At 69.2% G+C, this 16973-nt stretch carries 14 protein-coding genes and 2 tRNA genes; 8 read left to right on the top strand and 8 right to left on the bottom strand.

The window, feature by feature from the left end; translation table 11 throughout:
- Positions 1-12 precede the first annotated feature (12 nt).
- Positions 13-279, bottom strand: a complete 267-nt coding sequence (rsrA, locus tag BLJ79_RS02810) for a mycothiol system anti-sigma-R factor (RefSeq protein WP_071213122.1) — start codon at positions 277-279, stop codon at positions 13-15.
- Positions 279-932: a sigma-70 family RNA polymerase sigma factor gene (locus BLJ79_RS02805; RefSeq protein WP_175475367.1), complete on the bottom strand. Its 654-nt coding sequence runs from the start codon at positions 930-932 to the stop codon at positions 279-281. The genes rsrA and BLJ79_RS02805 overlap by 1 nt, the downstream gene beginning before the upstream one ends.
- Before the next feature lie 427 nt (positions 933-1359).
- Here BLJ79_RS02805 and aroA point away from each other — a divergent pair, with 427 nt between their 5' ends.
- From aroA to BLJ79_RS02775, 6 genes are all read left to right on the top strand, one after another.
- A complete protein-coding gene (aroA, locus tag BLJ79_RS02800; RefSeq protein WP_071213120.1) occupies positions 1360-2685 on the top strand; it encodes a 3-phosphoshikimate 1-carboxyvinyltransferase in 1326 nt (441 codons plus the stop codon).
- Positions 2686-2689: 4 nt separating this feature from the next.
- On the top strand, positions 2690-3793 hold the full coding sequence (gene rsgA / locus BLJ79_RS02795; protein ID WP_071213119.1) for a ribosome small subunit-dependent GTPase A: 1104 nt from the start codon (positions 2690-2692) through the stop codon (positions 3791-3793).
- 116 nt (positions 3794-3909) lie between these two features.
- Positions 3910-4710: a histidinol-phosphatase gene (gene hisN / locus BLJ79_RS02790; RefSeq protein WP_071213118.1), complete on the top strand. Its 801-nt coding sequence runs from the start codon at positions 3910-3912 to the stop codon at positions 4708-4710.
- A complete protein-coding gene (locus BLJ79_RS02785; protein ID WP_071213117.1) occupies positions 4710-5351 on the top strand; it encodes a metal-dependent transcriptional regulator in 642 nt (213 codons plus the stop codon). The genes hisN and BLJ79_RS02785 overlap by 1 nt, the downstream gene beginning before the upstream one ends.
- Positions 5352-5373: 22 nt before the next feature.
- Positions 5374-5934, top strand: coding sequence for a fluoride efflux transporter FluC (locus BLJ79_RS02780; RefSeq protein ID WP_083410953.1), 561 nt, complete (start codon positions 5374-5376; stop codon positions 5932-5934).
- Complete coding sequence (locus tag BLJ79_RS02775; RefSeq protein WP_071213116.1) at positions 5931-6371, top strand: fluoride efflux transporter FluC; 441 nt, start codon at positions 5931-5933, stop codon at positions 6369-6371. The genes BLJ79_RS02780 and BLJ79_RS02775 overlap by 4 nt, the downstream gene beginning before the upstream one ends.
- A gap of 73 nt (positions 6372-6444) precedes the next feature.
- Here BLJ79_RS02775 and BLJ79_RS02770 read toward each other — a convergent pair whose 3' ends face one another.
- The 5 genes from BLJ79_RS02770 to BLJ79_RS02750 form a co-directional block, all read right to left on the bottom strand.
- Positions 6445-7755 carry a YrdB family protein gene (locus BLJ79_RS02770; protein WP_071213115.1) on the bottom strand — a complete coding sequence of 437 codons (1311 nt, stop codon included), beginning with the start codon at positions 7753-7755 and terminating at the stop codon, positions 6445-6447.
- A 524-nt stretch (positions 7756-8279) separates the two neighbouring features.
- Positions 8280-8353, bottom strand: a tRNA-Met gene (locus BLJ79_RS02765).
- A 250-nt stretch (positions 8354-8603) separates the two neighbouring features.
- Positions 8604-8677 (bottom strand) — tRNA-Met (locus tag BLJ79_RS02760).
- Positions 8678-8785: 108 nt separating this feature from the next.
- On the bottom strand, positions 8786-11707 hold the full coding sequence (locus BLJ79_RS02755; protein WP_071213114.1) for a UPF0182 family membrane protein: 2922 nt from the start codon (positions 11705-11707) through the stop codon (positions 8786-8788).
- 279 nt (positions 11708-11986) lie between these two features.
- Positions 11987-13159 carry a YlbL family protein gene (locus tag BLJ79_RS02750; RefSeq protein WP_175475366.1) on the bottom strand — a complete coding sequence of 391 codons (1173 nt, stop codon included), beginning with the start codon at positions 13157-13159 and terminating at the stop codon, positions 11987-11989.
- Between the two features lie 210 nt (positions 13160-13369).
- Between BLJ79_RS02750 and BLJ79_RS02745 the strand changes: the two genes are divergently transcribed.
- On the top strand, positions 13370-14875 hold the full coding sequence (locus tag BLJ79_RS02745; protein ID WP_071213113.1) for a zinc-dependent metalloprotease: 1506 nt from the start codon (positions 13370-13372) through the stop codon (positions 14873-14875).
- 109 nt (positions 14876-14984) lie between these two features.
- On the opposite strand, the gene BLJ79_RS02740 is transcribed toward BLJ79_RS02745, so the two are convergent.
- Positions 14985-15692, bottom strand: coding sequence for a M48 metallopeptidase family protein (locus tag BLJ79_RS02740; protein ID WP_071213112.1), 708 nt, complete (start codon positions 15690-15692; stop codon positions 14985-14987).
- Between the two features lie 200 nt (positions 15693-15892).
- On the opposite strand from BLJ79_RS02740, the gene BLJ79_RS02735 reads away from it, so the two are divergent.
- On the top strand, positions 15893-16942 hold the full coding sequence (locus tag BLJ79_RS02735; RefSeq protein ID WP_071213111.1) for a ThiF family adenylyltransferase: 1050 nt from the start codon (positions 15893-15895) through the stop codon (positions 16940-16942).
- Positions 16943-16973 lie beyond the last annotated feature (31 nt).

Genomic DNA, 16973 nt, shown 5'->3' with positions numbered 1-16973 from the left:
GCCCCGGCGTTTCTAGGCGTGGCCCGATTCGACCCGGATCTCGGAAATCCGCGTGATGATCTTCGACTTCAGCGTGTCCGGCGCGATCTCCTGGCAGCTGCGTCGCACGACGGAGCGGATGATGCACTCCAGGTCGTATTCCTCGGTGCATTCGGCACAGTGCTCCAGGTGGGCCTTGACCTCCGAGAGGTCCTGCAGCGACAACGCTCCGTCAAGGTACTCGTACAGACGCACGATGCGCTTGTCGTCGCAGTCTCCCAATGACTGGCAGTCCCCCATTATTTCTTCTCCGCTCCGGGCGTGGGTGCCCCTTGAGTCCTTTTTGCCGCACCGATCCCGCGCTCATGCGCATAGTCGGCGAGCAATTCTCGCAATTGTTTTCGTCCCCGGTGCAACCTCGACATCACCGTGCCGATCGGCACCCCGAGGATCTCCGCGGCATCCTTGTAGGGGAAACCCTCGACGTCCACGAAGTACACCGCCAACCGAAATTCCTCGGCAATGGACTGCAGCGCGTTTTTCACGTCCGAGTCCGGAAGGTGGTCCAGGGCCTCGACCTCGGCCGAACGCAGCCCCGCGGGCGTGTGCTCGGCGGCCTTGGCCATCTGCCAATCCTCTACGGTGTCCGTCCCGGTGCGCAGCGGCTCGCGCTGGCGCTTGCGGTAGAGGTTGATGTAGGTGTTGGTCAGGATCCGGTACAGCCAGGCCTTCAGGTTGGTCCCGGGCTTGTACTGGTGGAAGGCCGAATACGCCTTGGTGTAGGCCTCCTGGACCAGGTCCTCGGCATCCGCGGGGYTGCGCGCCATGCGCATGGCCGCGGAATAGAGCTGGTCGACATATTGCAGTGCGTCGCGCTCGAAGCGCTCGCGGCGTTGYGCTTCGGTCTCATCGGCTACCGGTACAGTGTCGGTGCCCTGTATATTCTCGGTCATCACGGCCAAGTCTACGCGTAGCCGCGATGCACTCGGGGCCGGAGCTTCGAGCTGCAGTACTCCCATATGTCCTCCGCCTCTTGCCTAGGAATTCTTGTACGATGCAGGCGCAACCGACCACGCCAGCGGTTCTTGCCCGTTGCGCGGTTCACGCCTTACAGGGGGTAACACGCAAGCCCGCGACTCTATTCCACGCCCGGGCCCCGCCTGCGGCTAGAATTGGGGCCACGAGGGCACACCGATCGCCGGCCCACGGCCCCAGCGGCAACGGTGCCAGGTGTTGCCCCTTCGCAGGTGGTTTTGCGCAGCCGGCGCGAATCCACCGCCGGCGGCAACGGCGCCGCCACCGCCCATGACCCCCATTCCCGACCAACATCCCCCGCCGCGGGCCAACTCCCGCGGCACACCCGAGACCCGGAGGCAGCCGTTGAGCACCCAAGACACCCTGGACACCGCGTGGGACGCCCCGCACCCCGAACTCCCCGTTGACGGAACCGTCATCGTTCCGGCGTCCAAGTCGTTGACCAACCGGTATCTTCTGCTTGCAGCCCTGGCCGACGGCCCCTCGCGCATCTCCAACGCGCTGGCCTCCCGCGACTCGGACCTGATGATCGGCGCCCTGCGCGCCCTGGGCACCGGCATCGAAACCCGCCAGGCGGCGGACGGCACCCTGGAGCTGCGCATCACCCCCATGGACCTGGGTGCCGACATGGGACAGGTCGACATCGACTGCGGGCTGGCCGGGACCGTCATGCGCTTTGTTCCCCCGCTGGCCGCGCTGGCCCGCGGCTCCTTCACCTTCGACGGCGACCCGCACGCCCGGCTGCGTCCCATGGCCCCGGTGCTCAACGCGCTGTCCGACCTCGGCGTGCCGCTGGCCGAACACGGCGAACCCGGCCTGCTGCCGGCCACCGTCACCGGCACCGGGTCCCTGGCCGGGGGGCGGATCACGGTCGATGCCTCGGGTTCCTCGCAGTTCATTTCCGCCCTGCTGCTGGTGGCCGCCCGCACCGAACACGGCCTGGAAATCACCGCCGCCGAGGGCCGCATCGCCAGCCCCGACCACATCGAGATGACCGTGGCGACGCTGCGCGAGCTCGGCGTGGTGATCACCCGCCCCGACGAGCGCAGCTGGAAGGTCGAGCCCGGGAGCATCAGCGCCTTCGAGCGCACCATGGAACCGGATTTGTCCAACGCCGGGCCCTTCCTGGCCGCTGCCATGGTCACCGGCGGAACGGTCCGCGTCCCGCACTGGCCCGCCTCCACCACCCAGGTCGGGGACCAGTGGCGCACCATCCTCACCCGCATGGGCGCGAGCGTGACGCACCACGCGGACGGCACCCTGGAACTCACCGGCCCGGCGGAGATCTCCGGCATCGACTACGCGGACGCCTCCGAGCTCGCCCCGACGCTGGCGGCCATCTGCGCCCTGGCCACCGGCCCTTCCAGGCTCACCGGCATCGCGCACCTGCGCGGGCACGAGACCGACCGGCTCGCCGCGCTCGTGACCGAGATCAACAACCTCGGTGGCCGGGCCACCGAGCTGGACGACGGGCTGCTGATCGAACCGGCCCCGCTGCACGGCGGGGCGTTCGCGACCTATGCCGACCACCGCATGGCAACCGCCGGGGCCATCATCGGCCTGGCCGTGCCCGGGGTGAAGGTCCTGGACATCGGGACCACCGCCAAGACCATGCCCGACTTCCCCGAACTTTGGACCACGCTGGCCGCCAGCGGAAAGGCCGCACACTAAGCACATGACACGCAGCACACGGGACTGGGACGAATCGGATGTCCGCATCCGCCCCAACAAAAAAGGCACACGACCCCGCACCAAGGACCGCCCCGCCTACGAGGATGCGCTGATCGGGCGGATCATCACGGTGGACCGCGGCCGCTACCGCGCCATCCTCGACGAGGACACCCCCGAGGAACGGATCGTGATCGCCGCCCGCGCCCGCGAGCTGCGCCGCAACCCGGTGGTCCCCGGGGACTTCGTGGCCCTGGTCGGAGACACCTCCGGGGAGCCTGACACCCTGGCCCGGCTGGTGCGCATCCAGGACCGATCCACCCTGCTGCGCCGCAGCGCGGACGACACCGACCCGGTGGAGCGCGTCGTGGTGGCCAACGTCGACCAGCTGGTGATCGTGGTGGCCGCGGCCAACCCGGAGCCGCGCACCGGGTTCATCGACCGGGCCATCGTCGCGGCCTTCGACGCGGGCATCCACCCGCTGCTGTGCATCACCAAGGCCGACGTGCGGGACCCGGAACCGTTCCTGGAGAACTACCGGCACCTTGACATCGACATCGTGGTCTCGCGCACCACCGACGAGTCGGCCACCGGCATCGACGCCAGAAGCGCCGACGGGCTCTCGGCCCGGCTGGCCGGCACCCCGGTGGAGGAACTGCGCGAGATGCTCGCCTCGAAGGTCTCGGTGGTCATCGGGCACTCGGGCGTGGGCAAGTCCACGCTGGTCAACGCGCTCACCGGCGCCCAGCGCGCCACCGGCAACGTCAACGCCGTCACCGGGCGCGGACGCCACACCTCCTCCTCGGCGCTGGCGCTGCGCATCGACGATGCCCCGGCCGGCTCCTGGATCATCGACACCCCCGGCATCCGCTCCTTCGGACTCGCCCTGGTGGACCCGGAGAACATCCTCAACGCCTTCGACGACCTGGTCCCGGTCGCCAACCGGTGCGCCCGCGGCTGCACGCACAAGGCCACCGAGCCGAAGTGCGCGCTGGATGCGTGGGTGGCCTCCGGGGAGGCCGGTCCGGTGGGCATTGCCCGACTGGAGTCCTACCGCCGGCTGTTGGGCCAGGACGAGACCGCCGAGGCCAAGGAGCTCGGGGCGCCCTGAGCCTGCGCCGCCCGGGCTTCCCTCCGGGCCCGGGCACCGACCGTTCGCCGCAGGTGCGGCCGCCCCCGGCGGCATCCTGCGAGGCGGGCGGGGCTCGGTGGGATAGGTTTAAGCCTATGAACACCGACGTGATGACCTATAACGATGACCTGCGACTGGCCCACGTCATCGCCGACTCGGTCGATGCCCTGACCCTCTCGCGCTTCAACGCCGTGGACCTGGTCGTGGAGACCAAGCCGGACTTGACCCCGGTCTCGGACGCGGACAAGGCGGCCGAGGAAGCCATCCGCTCGCACATCTCCCGCGCCCGGCCCCGCGATGCGATCACCGGCGAGGAATTCGGCACCACCGGCAAGTCCAACCGGCACTGGGTCATCGACCCGATCGACGGAACCAAGAACTTCGTGCGCGGGGTGCCGGTCTGGGCCACGCTGATCGCGCTGATCGACGACGGGGAGCCGGTCGTCGGGCTGGTCTCCGCCCCGGCACTGAACCGCCGCTGGTGGGCCGCGAAGGACATGGGCGCCTACACCGGCCGCTCCATGGCCAGCGCCCACAAGCTGAAGGTCTCCTCGGTGGCCAAGCTCGAGGACGCCTCGCTGTCCTACTCCTCGCTGACCGGCTGGAAGGAACGCGGGCAGCGCGAGAACTTCATCGAGCTGACCGACTCGCTCTGGCGCACCCGCGCCTACGGGGACTTCTGGTCCTACTGCATGGTCGCCGAGGGCGCCGTGGACCTGGCCGCCGAGCCGGAACTGAACCTCTACGACATGGCCGCCCTGGTGCCGATCGTGCGCGAGGCCGGGGGCCGCTTCACCTCGGTGGAGGGCGTCGATGGCTGCAACGGCGGCAATGCCGTGGCCAGCAACGGCCTGGTCCACGACGCCGCACTGGAAATCCTGAACGCCGGCCGCTAATGCTTCCGGCACCGCTGACCCCGAGCGAGGAAAACTACCTCAAGGCGCTTTACGCGCTGACCGAGTGGGAGAACGAGCCGGTGACCACCGGGAACATCGCCGCGCAGCTGGGCGTGGCCCCGGCGTCGGCGACCTCGATGGTCTCCAAGCTGGCCGGCAAGGACCTTCTGGTCCACCCGCCCTACGGTGCCATCACGTTCACCGAGTCCGGACGCCTGGCCGCGCTGTCCGTGGTGCGCCGGCACCGGCTCATCGAGACTTTCCTGCTCAACGAGCTGGGCTACGCCTGGGACGAGGTGCACGAGGAGGCCGAGCAGCTCGAGCACACGGTTTCGACCCGCTTCATCGAGGCCCTGGCAGCACGCCTGGGACACCCGGCCGCCGACCCGCACGGGGACCCGATCCCCGGACCCGACGGCTCCCTGGCGATGCCCCCGGCGATCCGGCTTGACCGCTTCCAGGCCGCCGGGGCACCCACCGCCGCCGTCGTGTCCCGGATCAGCGACGAGGACCCCGCGTTCCTGCGCCTGTGCACGGAGCTTGGCATCTGGCCGGGGGCCACCATCGAACTGCCGCATCCGCGGATCAGCGACATCGACGCGACCATGCTGTGGGTGCTGTCCGTGCCCACCAACGCCTAGGCAGCGGAACCGGGCGCCGGGAATGGACGAGCCGAAAATACCGGGCGGGCAAGGGGCCCATGGCAGCGCGCAGCCGTGCCGCGACGCGACGACCAACGCCATCGCACCCCAGGCAACCCCGCCAAGGCCCGCACCGCGGATCACCGGCCGGAACCTGGCCGCGGTCGCCGTCGGAGGCCTGTGCGGTGCCGGCCTGCGGGTCGGCCTGGGCCTGTGGTTCCCCGACGGCCCCGGCTTCCCGGCCACCACCTTGGCCATCAATGTCGCAGGCACCGCCGCCCTGGGCGCGCTGACCAGCTACTGGCAGGTGACCCGTCGCGGGCCAGGCTGGCTGCGCGCCGGCGTCGGAACCGGCTTCCTGGGCGCCTTCACGACGTTCTCCGCCCTGATCCTCTTCGCCCTCGGCGCGGGGGCGGGTGCCGTCGTGCTGGATCTGGCGGTCTCGCTGGTGCTGTGCGTGGCGGCGGCCTGGGCGGCCATGGCCGTCGTTGAACGGGTGCTGGACCGCGGAGCACCGGCGGGTCCGGCGCCAGCGGCCGGCTCTCGGCACCCCGGGACCCCGGACGCGGGAGGGCCCACATGAACGCACTTGGCCCCGCCGGCTTCCTGCTCATTGCCTTGGCCGGGGCGTTCGGCGCGTTGCTGCGCTACCTGCTGGATGTCGTGCTCTCCGCCACGCAGCACCGACGCGCCGCCGCGGGAACCCGGATCTTTCCGCTGGGCATCCTGCTGGCAAACACCCTGGCTTGCCTGCTGGTCGGCGGGGGCGCGGCGTGGGCCGCGGGCCACGGAATCGCCTGGCACCCGGATCACCTAGACTCTTGGCCGGGGCTGCTGATCCTGGCCTTGGTTCTGGGCGTGTGCGGGGGGCTGAGCACCATGAGCACCTTCATCGTGGCGGCCGTGTCCCTGTGGCGCTCCGGAGCCCGGGCGATGGCGGCGTCCTACACCGGGCTGACCCTTGGTGCCGGACTGGCTGCCGGGCTTCTCGGCGGCCTGCTGGCATCCCTGCTGCCCTAGCCAGCACGTACCCGCAGGGGTCGGCCATTCCCACGGAGGGCGGGCACCGGATGCGGCACCGCTGGGCGGCCTCCTAGCGTGCGGCGCGCCGCCCGGTGGCCTTCTTGCCGCCGGCCACGTTCTGGCCACGGACGGCAACGGTCAGCGCCAGGCTGATGGCGGTCAGCACTCCCATGCACACCGCCAGGACCGGTTGTCCGGCAATGGCCAGCAACCCCGCACCGGTGGCAAACAGCAAGTGCGCCAAGATCGCGTGGTAGGGCTGGGGCAAGCGCAGGCTCGCCTTGGGCGACATGAAAACAGCCCAGAAGACCAGCAACGGCACGACGGTGACAATCAGCGACATCGCGGTGCTCAGCGGCAGTACCACCAGGCCCCAAATTCCAAGCGCACCGAGCAGTGCAACTTCGAGGATGAAGGACACGACCAGCAGTGCAACCACGATGCCACGGGAGGCGCCGCCCCGGGGCGTTCCAGCCGCTGGGGAAGGCGCCGCCGCGTCTCGGGCACCAGCCGTGGGCTGCTCCCCCGCGGGTTCCTCGGCAACCGGGGTCTCGGTTTGCGGGATCTCGGTTTGCGGGATCTCGCTGTCCGTTGCCGTGGCTTCCCGGTTCCGGGGCGGTCCCGCGGCATCGGGTGCGGCCACGGTTGCGGCAGCGCCATCCGGTTCGGCCGCGGGTGCATCCGGTGTCCGGGCCGGGCCGGGTGCAGGGGTTGCTGAGTCGGAGGCTGCCGTGCTTGCAGGTTCCGGCGCGGCGGCCCCGGATTCCAACGGGTCCGGCTTGACCTCGGAGGCCTTGGCAGGTTGCGTGGCCGCCGCCGGGCGCGATGCCGCTTCCGTCGCGGACGACGCACTGGCCTGGAACGGGCTTTTTGCGGGTTCCTCGCGGGCTGCCGGTTTCTTCACCGAGCTGTCGAAGGCCCCCGTCCGTGCCGTGTCAGCTTGCTTCTTGCCCGCTGCGGGACCGGCTGCCGGGGGCACGGCCTGACTGGTTGCCGGGGCGCCGGGCTTGCCCGGCGCAGGGGAAGCAACCGGGCCGGGTGCAGCGGCCTTGGGAGCCTGCTCCGGAGCGGGGGGCTTGGGGCTCGGGGCACTCTTTGCCGGGGGCACGTTTGCCGTCGGAGCGGGAGCCGGAGCCTCGTTGCCCTTCTCCGTCCGGGCGGGAGCAATCGGTCCGGGCTTGGGCATCGGGCCGGTCTTCGAAGCCGGCGTCCGTGCGGCCTGCGGTGCGGGGACCTGGTTCTTGTTGCCTGGCTTCGTCGCCTGGGCCGCATTTTCCGGCTTGGGCGTGTCGGCAACGGGGGTTCCCGGCTTCGGGGGCTTCGCCACAAAGCCTGCAGGCTTGCCGAAGGTTGCCGGGCTTGGCTTTGAATTCGTCTGCACCGCGGGCGTCCGGGGCGTTCCGTTCGTCGAGTTCGCCGACGCTGGTGCGGTGTTCACAGCAGAAGCAGGCTTGGTGGTGCCGGCAGCCGGCGGTGTCTTCCCGGCCGCGGGTGCGTTTGCCGCAGCTGCGGCCTTGGCAGGCGTTGGGCGCACGGCGTCGGCTGGAACGGCATTCTTCGCCGGAACACCTTTTTTCGATGCTGGCTGCTTCGGCATGTTGGCTTTACCTCGTATGGACTCGACAATGCTCGACATATGCCAAGCCGACAACTTACCGTTCAAGTCTATGACGACCGCCCGGTTGTACTGCAAAATATCAGGTCAGTTGGCATTTCACCGTATTTCAAGGGGCCCGGCGCAGAGCACCGGAGACCGACCTCGACTGCATCGTCCAGCGCCCCGTGGCATGCCGTACGCATGCCCGATCGTGTCCTATAGGCCGCAGGCCCCACACCCAGGTCGGCTGTGTGCGATTAAGACAAATGATCCGCGGCCCTGTAACAGGACCGCGGATCATTTCTTTGTGGCGGGGACAGGATTTGAACCTGTGACCTCCGGGTTATGAGCCCGGCGAGCTACCGAACTGCTCCACCCCGCGTCGGTAGATACAACAGTACCAGCGTCCCCACGTCATACCTAATCGACCCGTGGTTTCGTCGGATTTTCGCGATTTCCCGGCCAATGCCAACGAGAGGGACGCCAACTACATTGGATTGCTGCATCGAAAAGCGGCTTCAGCGAAATTTACCAAGGTGACACTCCCCACCATCCCGGCGGAGCCCCGCAGCGCCTGGCAGCAGACAAGGAAAGACCCTGACCAGGTTTCCCTGGTCAGGGTCTTTCTTTCGTGGCGGGGACAGGATTTGAACCTGTGACCTCCGGGTTATGAGCCCGGCGAGCTACCGAACTGCTCCACCCCGCGGCGATATATCAATCATCGCGCACGGGGCTTCGCCGAAGCAAATCCTGGCGGTGTCGCCCTGCTCACATGCCCGGCAGGGCGACACCGGATTGCTCCGCGACCGGTGCCTTACGGCGCCGGGGACTCGGACGGTGCCGGGGTTTCCGATGGCGCAGGAGTCTCGGTGGGAGCCGGGGCGCCCGTCAATTCGTCCTGTGCCTCGGTGGCGCGTTCCAGTGCATCCTGCAGCTTGGTCTGCTCCGCGCCGTACTTGGCGAAGTCGCCCTCGGCCAGTGCGGCCTGTCCGGCCTTGATTGCCGCGTTGGCGTCGCCCAGGGCATCGGTGAGCTGCTGCTCGGCGGTCTGCGTGGCCGGAGGTGTTCCGGGCTCCTCGCCGCCGTCTCCGGTTCCGGTCCCGGTTTCGCTGGTGACCGCGCCGCTGGTCCCCTGGAACACCTGGTCCAGGGCCTCGGCGAGCGTGTCCGCGAATCCGACCTTGTCGCCGAAGGCAACGAGCACCTTGCGCAGGGTCGGGTACGAGGTCTGTCCGGAGGACTGCACGTAGACCGGCTGGACATAGAGGATGCCGCCGCCCACGGGCAGCGAGAGCAGGTTGCCGTTCTTCACTTCCGAGGCGCCCTGGCGCAGCAGGTTCAACGCCTGCGAGACCGTGGCGTTGGAGTCGAAGTTCTGCTGTGCCTGGCCGGGGCCGGGCACGGAGAGCTCACGCGGGATGGCCAGCAGGCGGAGCTTGCCATAGCCCTCGCCCTTGACGCCGGCCTTGTTGCCGGCATCGGCCTCGGCCGCCAGGAAGCCGAACAGCACGTTGCGCTGCTGGCCGCCCGGGGCGGTCTGCGGGATGAACGTCGAGGTCAGCGAGAAGGCTTCCTTCTCCTGCTTCGGCATCTTCAGCGACAGGTAGTACGGGGGCTGCTTGACGCTCGCGTTGGACTGCGTCGGGTCGGAGGGGACCGACCAGGCATCGTTGGAGTCGTAGAATCCGCCGGGATCGGTCACGTGGTACGTGGCCAGCAGTTCGCGCTGGACCTTGAACAGGTCCTCGGGGTAGCGCACGTGGCTCATCAGCTCGGCGGACATGTCCTTGTAGGACTTGATGTTCGTCGGGAAGACCTTCTGCCAGGCCTGCAGCAGCGGTTCCTCGGGTTCCCATGCGTAGAGCGTGACCGAACCGTCGTACGCGTCCACGGTTGCCTTGACCGAGTTGCGGATGTAGTTGATCTGCCCCGTCGCGGCCACCGCGCGGGTGCCGCCGGTCAGCGAGTCGGTGACCGCCGAGTCCAGTGCCTGCTGCTTGGAGTACGGGTAGTTCTTCGAGGTCGTGTAGGCATCGACGATCCACTGCACGCGTCCATCGACGATGGCCGGGTAGGCGTTGGAGTCCACGGTCAGGTAGGGCGCGACCTTCTTGACGCGGTCCTTGGGGTTGCGGTCGTAGAGGATCTGCGACTCGGAGTTGATCGCATCCGAGAGCAACAGGTCGGTGGAGGCGAACTTCAGCGAGTACACCAGGCGGTTGAAGAAGTTGCCCACCGAGGGCCCTCCGTCGCCATCGAAGGTGTTGCGGGTGTCTTCGCTGCCCGCACCGGAGGCCGGGCGGTCGAGCTCGCGCGGCTCCCAGCCCTCGGGGCCGCCGACGATCGAGTAGTCGGGCGAGGTTTCGCCGAAGTAGATCCGCGGTTCGTAGGTGTCGTCGTTGCCCAGCACGCCCTGGGTCGGGATGCCGGACAGCATGAAGTCCGGGCGCCCGCCGGCTGCCACGCGGTTGCCGTAGGCGGCAACCAGGCCGTAGCCGTGGGTGTAGGTGATGTGCTGGTTGACCCAGGTGTCACCCGGGTCGACGTTGAGCTCGCGCACGCCAATGACGGTGTCTTCGGTCTTGCCGTCGATCTCGTAGCGGTCCACGTTCAGCGTCTTGGTGAACTTGTAGTACGTGCGGAACTGCTGCAGCTGGTCGAACGCGGCCGAGACCAGGTTCGGGTCCAGCAGGCGGATGTTGGTGGTCGTTGCCGAGTCCTTGGACAACGCGTTCTTCTGCGGGTTCAGCTGGACGTCGTACGGCGTCTCCTCGACCGAATCCAGGCCGTAGGCCWTGCGCGTCATCTCGATGTTCTTCTGGATGAATTCGCGTTCCAGCGTCTTTTCCGACGGGACGACCTGGTACTGCTGCACGATGAACGGGTAGATGCCCCCGGCGACGATGACCGTCACCAGCAGCATCGCGGTGCCGATGATCGGCAGGCGCCAGCGGCCCATGATGGCCCCGACGATGAAGGTCACCGCGACCAGCACGGCGGCGATCGCCAGGATCGTCTTGGTCGGGATGACCGCGTGCACGTCGGTGTACAGGGCGCCGGCCACGCGGCCGTTTTGCGAGAGCAGCGTGGAGTAGCGGTCGACCCAGAAGTTCACGGCCTGCAGCAGCAGGAAGGCCACGGCGAAGACCGCGATGTGGATGCGGGCGGGCTTGCCGATGACAACGCCGCCGCGCTCCTCGATGCGGATGCCCCCGTAGAGGTAGTGGGTCAGCAGCCCGGCGATCCCGGCGATGAGCACCACGGAGATCAGGTACCCGGTCAGCAGGCCGATGAACGGCAGCGAGAACATGTAGAAGGACAGGTCCATGCCGAACTGCGGGTCGGTCTCACCGAAGTCGACCTGGTTGAAGAAGAGCAGCACTTCCTTCCACTGCGAGGTGACCGCGGTGGCGGCAAAGATGCCGATCACCACCGGCACGCCGATCATCAGCAGGCGGCGCATCGGCTCGAGCTGCGACTGGTACTTGGACATGTTGTCCTGGCGCTGCCCGTCCGGGGCGTAGACCGGCCGCGAACGGTAGGCCAGGCGCAGCGAGAGCCAGGTTGCCGCGCCCATGAGCAGGAAGGCGACCACGAAGATCGCCGCCTTGGACAGGTACTCGGTCCAGAACACGCGTTCAAAGCCGAGCTGGTTGAACCACAGCACATCCGCGTAGACGCTGGAGACGAAGACGAAAATGGCGACCAGGATGCCGATCACGATGATCGTGGGCATCAGTGGGGATGGGCGTCGCTGGTGCGGCTGCGGGTCGGGACGTCCTTCGGGACCCCGTGGGGGCCCTCCGAAGGGGCTGCCGGTGCCAAAACTCAATTTATACCTCTACCGTTGGAACGATTGGCGCGCAGAAAGCGCACCGGAAGTGTGTCTTTGTTCTCTATTCTGCCTTGCATGGCCGCCCGGCGGGGCACCCTAAAGGATGATGTCGCACAAATGTGAGCCGATTGTGATCCGCTCCGTTGGTGCCCGCGCTCCCCGCACGGGGAACCGCCGGCGCTAGCCGCAGCCGGGGAAGGACGCCGGGTCCTTGCCCGCGCCGATCCCCTCGACCGCCGCGCGTGCCTCGGAGAGCGTGGCCACCTTGATGACGTCGAGCCCGTCGGGAATCCTGCCGACCACGTCGGGGCAGTTCTCCGCCGGGGCCAGGAAGTACGATGCGCCCTGGTCGCGGGCGCCGACGAGCTTCTGCGCGATGCCGCCGATCGGTTCCACCTTGCCGTCGGCGGTGATCGCCCCGGTCCCGGCAAAGTGCTTGCCCCCGGTCATCTCGCCCGGGGTGAGCGTATCGACGATGGCCAGGGCGAACATCATCCCGGCGCTGGGCCCGCCGACGTTCTCCAGCCCGAACTTGGCCTGCAGCGGGAAGTCGAAGCTGCCCGAGAGCAGGATCCCGAGCTGGCGCTGGCCCCCGGCCCCCTCGGTGGTGGACACCGTGACCTCGGCCCGCTTCCCGTCGCGCAGGATCCCCAGGACGCTGGGCTTCGCGCCGGCGGCATCGAGCTGCTTCTTGAGCGCATCCAGGTCGGTGATCTTGTGCCCGTTGATGGTTTCGAGCCGGTCGGAGATCTTCAGCACGCCGGAATTCTGCTGGGTCGCGAATCCCACGACGCCCAGGTGGCTGGAGAAGGGGATGTCCAGCTCGTGCAGGGCCGCGGCGGTGGACAGCTGCTGCGAGTCGTCCATCATCACGGTGTTCTGTTCGCTCTGTTCGGTGGTGGTGGTGCCCCGCGGCAGCACCGTCTCCTCGGGGACCACGTCCTGGGTCGGGTCGATCCAGCCCCAGAGCACGTTGAAGAACGGCAGCCGCGCCTGGCCCCCGCCCTGGACGTACACCGTGGTCATGTCCAGCTCGCCGGAGGTCGGGTAGGTCTGCTCGCCGCTGATGCTCAGGAGCTTGGTCCCGTTGACGGACCCGATGGTGTTCAGCGCCGGGCCGGCGGATTCGACCACGAAGTGGGTTGGCAGCAGCGTCGCGGCCGCGATCAGCACCATCGTGATCCAGCCGGCGACCGCGCGGTTGCGCCGCATCCGGGCCGTCCCGGGGTCCGGTGCGGGCCAGCGGTGCAGCAGCGGGCCGTGGTCGGCGCCGTCCGGGCCCGGGTGCGTTCCTTCGGTCCCCGCGGCGTTCAGGCCGGCCCGGTCCCCGGCTTCTTCATGCGCTGCTGGCACGATTCCCTCTTTCATTGCTGGTCTCTGCGCCCCGCGGGGCGAGGCGTGCGCCGCACGCCACGAGCAGCCTCAAGCCTACAAGCCCGGACCGCGGCGGCCGTGTGCGGCACGGATGCGGGCCGCTGCTTCACAGCAGGTTCCGATGTGCCCACAGCGAACTGGCAACCCGGAGCTTGGGCCGATCCCCGGGCCCGGGGGTACCGTTGAACCATGGCTGAGAATCCCCCATCAAACCGACCCGACGACTCCGGCAACGACGACGAGAACCCGAAGGATCCGTTCTCCGAGATGTTCGGCTCGCTCTTTGGCGGTGCTGGCGGATTCGACCCGAAAAACCTTCCCGAGGGCCTGGGCGAGGCCATGGGCCTGTCCAACAACCCCGAAGCCATGGCGCAGATGATGGCGCAGGCCCAGGCCATGATGTCCGCCATGGCCCAGGGCGGCTCCGGCCCGGTGAACTGGAAGATGGCCACCGATGCGGCACGCCAGGCCATCGCCAAGGACGACCCCTCGGTTTCCGCTTCCCGCGCCGCCGCCGTGGCCTCCGCGGCCCGGCTGGCCGAGATGTGGCTCGATGCCGCCACGGTGTTTGAGGCCGACGGCAGCGAATGCCGCGCCTTCTCCCGCGCCGAGTGGGTCGAAAAGACCATGCCGGTGTGGAAGTCGCTGACCACGCCGGTCGCCGAGTCCGTCGGCAAGGCCATCACCTCCGCGCTCTCCGAGCAGATCCCCGAGCAGATGCGGCCGATGATGGGCGGGGCACAGGGCATGCTCCAGTCCCTGGGCGGCACCATGTTCGGCATGCAGCTGGGCACGGCCGTCGGCGGCCTGGCCAAGGACGTGCTGGGCGCCACCGACATCGGGCTTCCGCTGGCCGGGTCCACCCCCGCGCTGGTGCCGACCAACCTCGCCGCGTTCGGCGAGGGCCTTGAGGTTCCCGAGCAGGAGATCCTGCTTTTTGCCGCGCTGCGCGAATGCGCCCACGCCCGGTTGTTCAACCGCGTGCCGTGGCTGCGCTCCTCGGTGATCTCCTCGGTGGAGGCCTACGCCCGCGGCATCCACATCGACATGTCGCGCATCGAGGAAGCCGTGCGGGACATCGACCCGAGCAATCCCGAGTCCTTCCAGTCCCTGATGGGCGAGGGGCTGTTCATGCCCCAGCGCACCGCGGCGCAGGAAACCGCGCTGGCCAAGCTCGAGCTGGTGCTGGCGCTGATCGAGGGCTGGGTCGACGAGGTCGTCGCCGCGGCCGCGGTGAACCTGCCCCAGGCAACCCGGCTGCGCGAAACCATCCGCCGCCGCCGGGCCACCGGCGGACCGGCGGAGAGCGCGTTCGCCTCGCTGGTGGGACTGGAATTGCGTCCGCGGCGCCTGCGCGAGGCGGCGGCCCTCTGGGCGCACCTGTTGACCGAGCGCGGACAGGAGGGGCGCGACGCCGTGTGGGCGCACCCCGACCTGCTGCCGACCGAAGAGGACCTGATGGACCCGACCGGGTTCACCTCGCGCCGCCAGCTGGCCGAGGCCAGCATGGATGACATCGACGCCGCGCTGAGCAAGCTGCTCGACGGAGGGTTCGACGAGCCCGCGGCGGGCAGCGGCGATGCCGACGAAACCGACGGTACCGGGGAAGCCGATGGAACCGACGGAACCGACGGAGACGGAACCGACAAGGGTCCCGAAGCGGGCAATCCCACGGACAGCTCCACCGACAAGTAGTCCACCGGCGGTCGGTCCGCCGGTCGTGGAGGGTTTTGGACAAGGGGTGCCGGCGCATTGCGCGCCGGCACCCCTTCGCGTTTCCCGGTGGATCCGCCCGGCGGGCGGCTCAGCCGAACAACCGGTACGGATCTCCCGCTTCCCCGCCGTGGACACCGCCGCCAAAACGGTCCCGGGCTCCGGGGCCACCGAGCTCGTCGAGGTCCCCGAAGTCGTCGAAGTCGTCTTCCGCATCCAACGTACGTGCCGGTTGCGCCGCGGCAGTCTTGGCCGCGTGGAAGCCGTGGCTGGCCCCGGACAAGAAGATGGTGGCATCGTGCACCCGCGGGTAGCGGGACAAGGCSGCCTTGAACCGCGGGCCGTGGCCGTCGCGCGGCTCCACCAGGTGGGCCAGTTCGTGGGCCAGCACGTAGTCCTGAACCCACTGCGGCATCGACCGGAGCCGGTCCGAAAGCCGGATCCTCCGGGTCTGGAGGCTGGCCGAACCCCAGCGCGAGTTCTGGTTCGAGACCCAGCGCACCGAGGCCGGTGCGGCCAGGCGTCCGAAAAGCTCCGCATCCATGGCGTGCGCCCGGGCCAGCAGCAGGGCATCGGGGTCCGCCCCGGCGCCCCGGACGACCTTGCGCATGACCTTCTTGACCATGTCCGCCACCAGCATGCGCTCGGCGTGCTCGGTGAGGCCCGCGGGCACGGAGACGACCATGGTGTCCTGCTTCCACGCCCCGGAGATCGTCTTCTTGCGCCGGGCCGAGCGCACCACGCGGATGGGGGTGCCCGTCTCGTCCACGTATTCGATGGTGGATGGTTGGGTGCGCATGCTGTTTCCTTTCCGCCGCGCCTGTGCTGCCGTCTTCCTGCCGTCCGCGGACCTTGCCCCGGTGCCGCCGCCGCGCCGCTTTCCCGCCCCGGGGTGTGGATAACCGCGGCGGCATTCGCGGCCCGGTGCCACGATGGGTTCATGCAGGGCACCGGCCACGAGGATTCGCGCCGGGCCGCCGTTCCCGAAGGAGCAACATCATGAGGATCAACCCGGGCTTGCAGGTACTCAGCCTAATGGAGGGCGTGGTGCAAATCGGCACCGGGCAGCGCGCCCGGTGGATAACCGGGCTGAGCGCGGCCGAAAAGCGGTTCGTGCTCTCCCTGGGCACCGAGGGGCAAGGCCCCGCGGCACCCACGGAGGGCCACGCGCAAGGCCAGCCGACGGAGCAGGGGCCCGATGCCGCCCGGCGCAGCGAGATCCTGGAGATGCTGGCCCCGGTGCTGCTGGATACCCCGGCCCAGCTGCCGCCCGGCGCCCGGCCGGGATCCGGCCACGGGCTCGGGGCGCGGCTGGTGCCCGATGTGCGGCAGTGGAGCGCGGCCTACCAAATGGACGCGGCCGAAGTGCTCGCCCGCCGGGCCGGTGCCCGGGTCGCGTTGCAGGGATGCGGGAGGATGGGCCAGCTGTTGGCGCACATCCTGGCCGCAGCGGGCGTCGGTTCGCTGATGCTCAGCGATGCGGCATCGATGGATGCCGGGGACCTGGGCGCCGGGACCACCGGCATCGGCAGCGTCGGCACCCCGCGGGCCCGCGCCACGGCCCGGGCGCTGGCGTCCCTGTACCCGCACCTGGTGGTGGCCGAGACCGGGCACCGAAGCCCCGATGCCCCGCCGCTGGACATGGCGGTGGTGATCTCCGGCGGCATGCTCCCGCCGCTGGAATCGCTGCCCACGGATGCCGCGATGCTGCCGGTGCTGTTCACCGATTCGGGGATGAACCTCGGCCCGCTGTGCCTTCCGGGGCTGACCATGTGCGAACGCTGCGTGTGGGAACAATGCGACCCGACGCTGCGGATGCTCGCCGACGCCGGCGTCGGCGCGCGGGTCCCGGGGCTGCGCCCGGAGGCCTCGCTGGCCGCCGTCGCCGCGGGGATCGCCGCGATGCAGGTGCTGATGGTGCTGGACCGCATCAACATCCCCGCCGCCGCCGGCTCGATGCTCGTGTGCGACCTGCCCACCGGGTCCACCACCATGGTTCCGGCCAAGATGCGTCCGCGCTGCAACTGCCTGGACTCGCTGGCCGCCTGAAGCCCCGCCCCGGCGCACCGTCCGGAATCCC

The sequence above is a fragment of the Arthrobacter sp. UCD-GKA genome, from assembly GCF_001863355.1.
Classification (GTDB): domain Bacteria; phylum Actinomycetota; class Actinomycetes; order Actinomycetales; family Micrococcaceae; genus Paeniglutamicibacter.
Note: the sequence above shows the minus strand (reverse complement) of the source record. Positions and strands in the feature narration are given on the sequence as shown.

Coding starts and splice junctions, on each gene's coding strand:
- rsrA (WP_071213122.1), bottom strand. CDS start 279: ATGGGGGACTGCCAGTCATTGGGAGACTGCGACGACAAGCGCATCGTG.
- rsgA (WP_071213119.1), top strand. CDS start 2,690: ATGACACGCAGCACACGGGACTGGGACGAATCGGATGTCCGCATCCGC.
- hisN (WP_071213118.1), top strand. CDS start 3,910: ATGAACACCGACGTGATGACCTATAACGATGACCTGCGACTGGCCCAC.
- BLJ79_RS02785 (WP_071213117.1), top strand. CDS start 4,710: ATGCTTCCGGCACCGCTGACCCCGAGCGAGGAAAACTACCTCAAGGCG.
- BLJ79_RS02780 (WP_083410953.1), top strand. CDS start 5,374: ATGGACGAGCCGAAAATACCGGGCGGGCAAGGGGCCCATGGCAGCGCG.
- BLJ79_RS02775 (WP_071213116.1), top strand. CDS start 5,931: ATGAACGCACTTGGCCCCGCCGGCTTCCTGCTCATTGCCTTGGCCGGG.
- BLJ79_RS02745 (WP_071213113.1), top strand. CDS start 13,370: ATGGCTGAGAATCCCCCATCAAACCGACCCGACGACTCCGGCAACGAC.
- BLJ79_RS02735 (WP_071213111.1), top strand. CDS start 15,893: ATGAGGATCAACCCGGGCTTGCAGGTACTCAGCCTAATGGAGGGCGTG.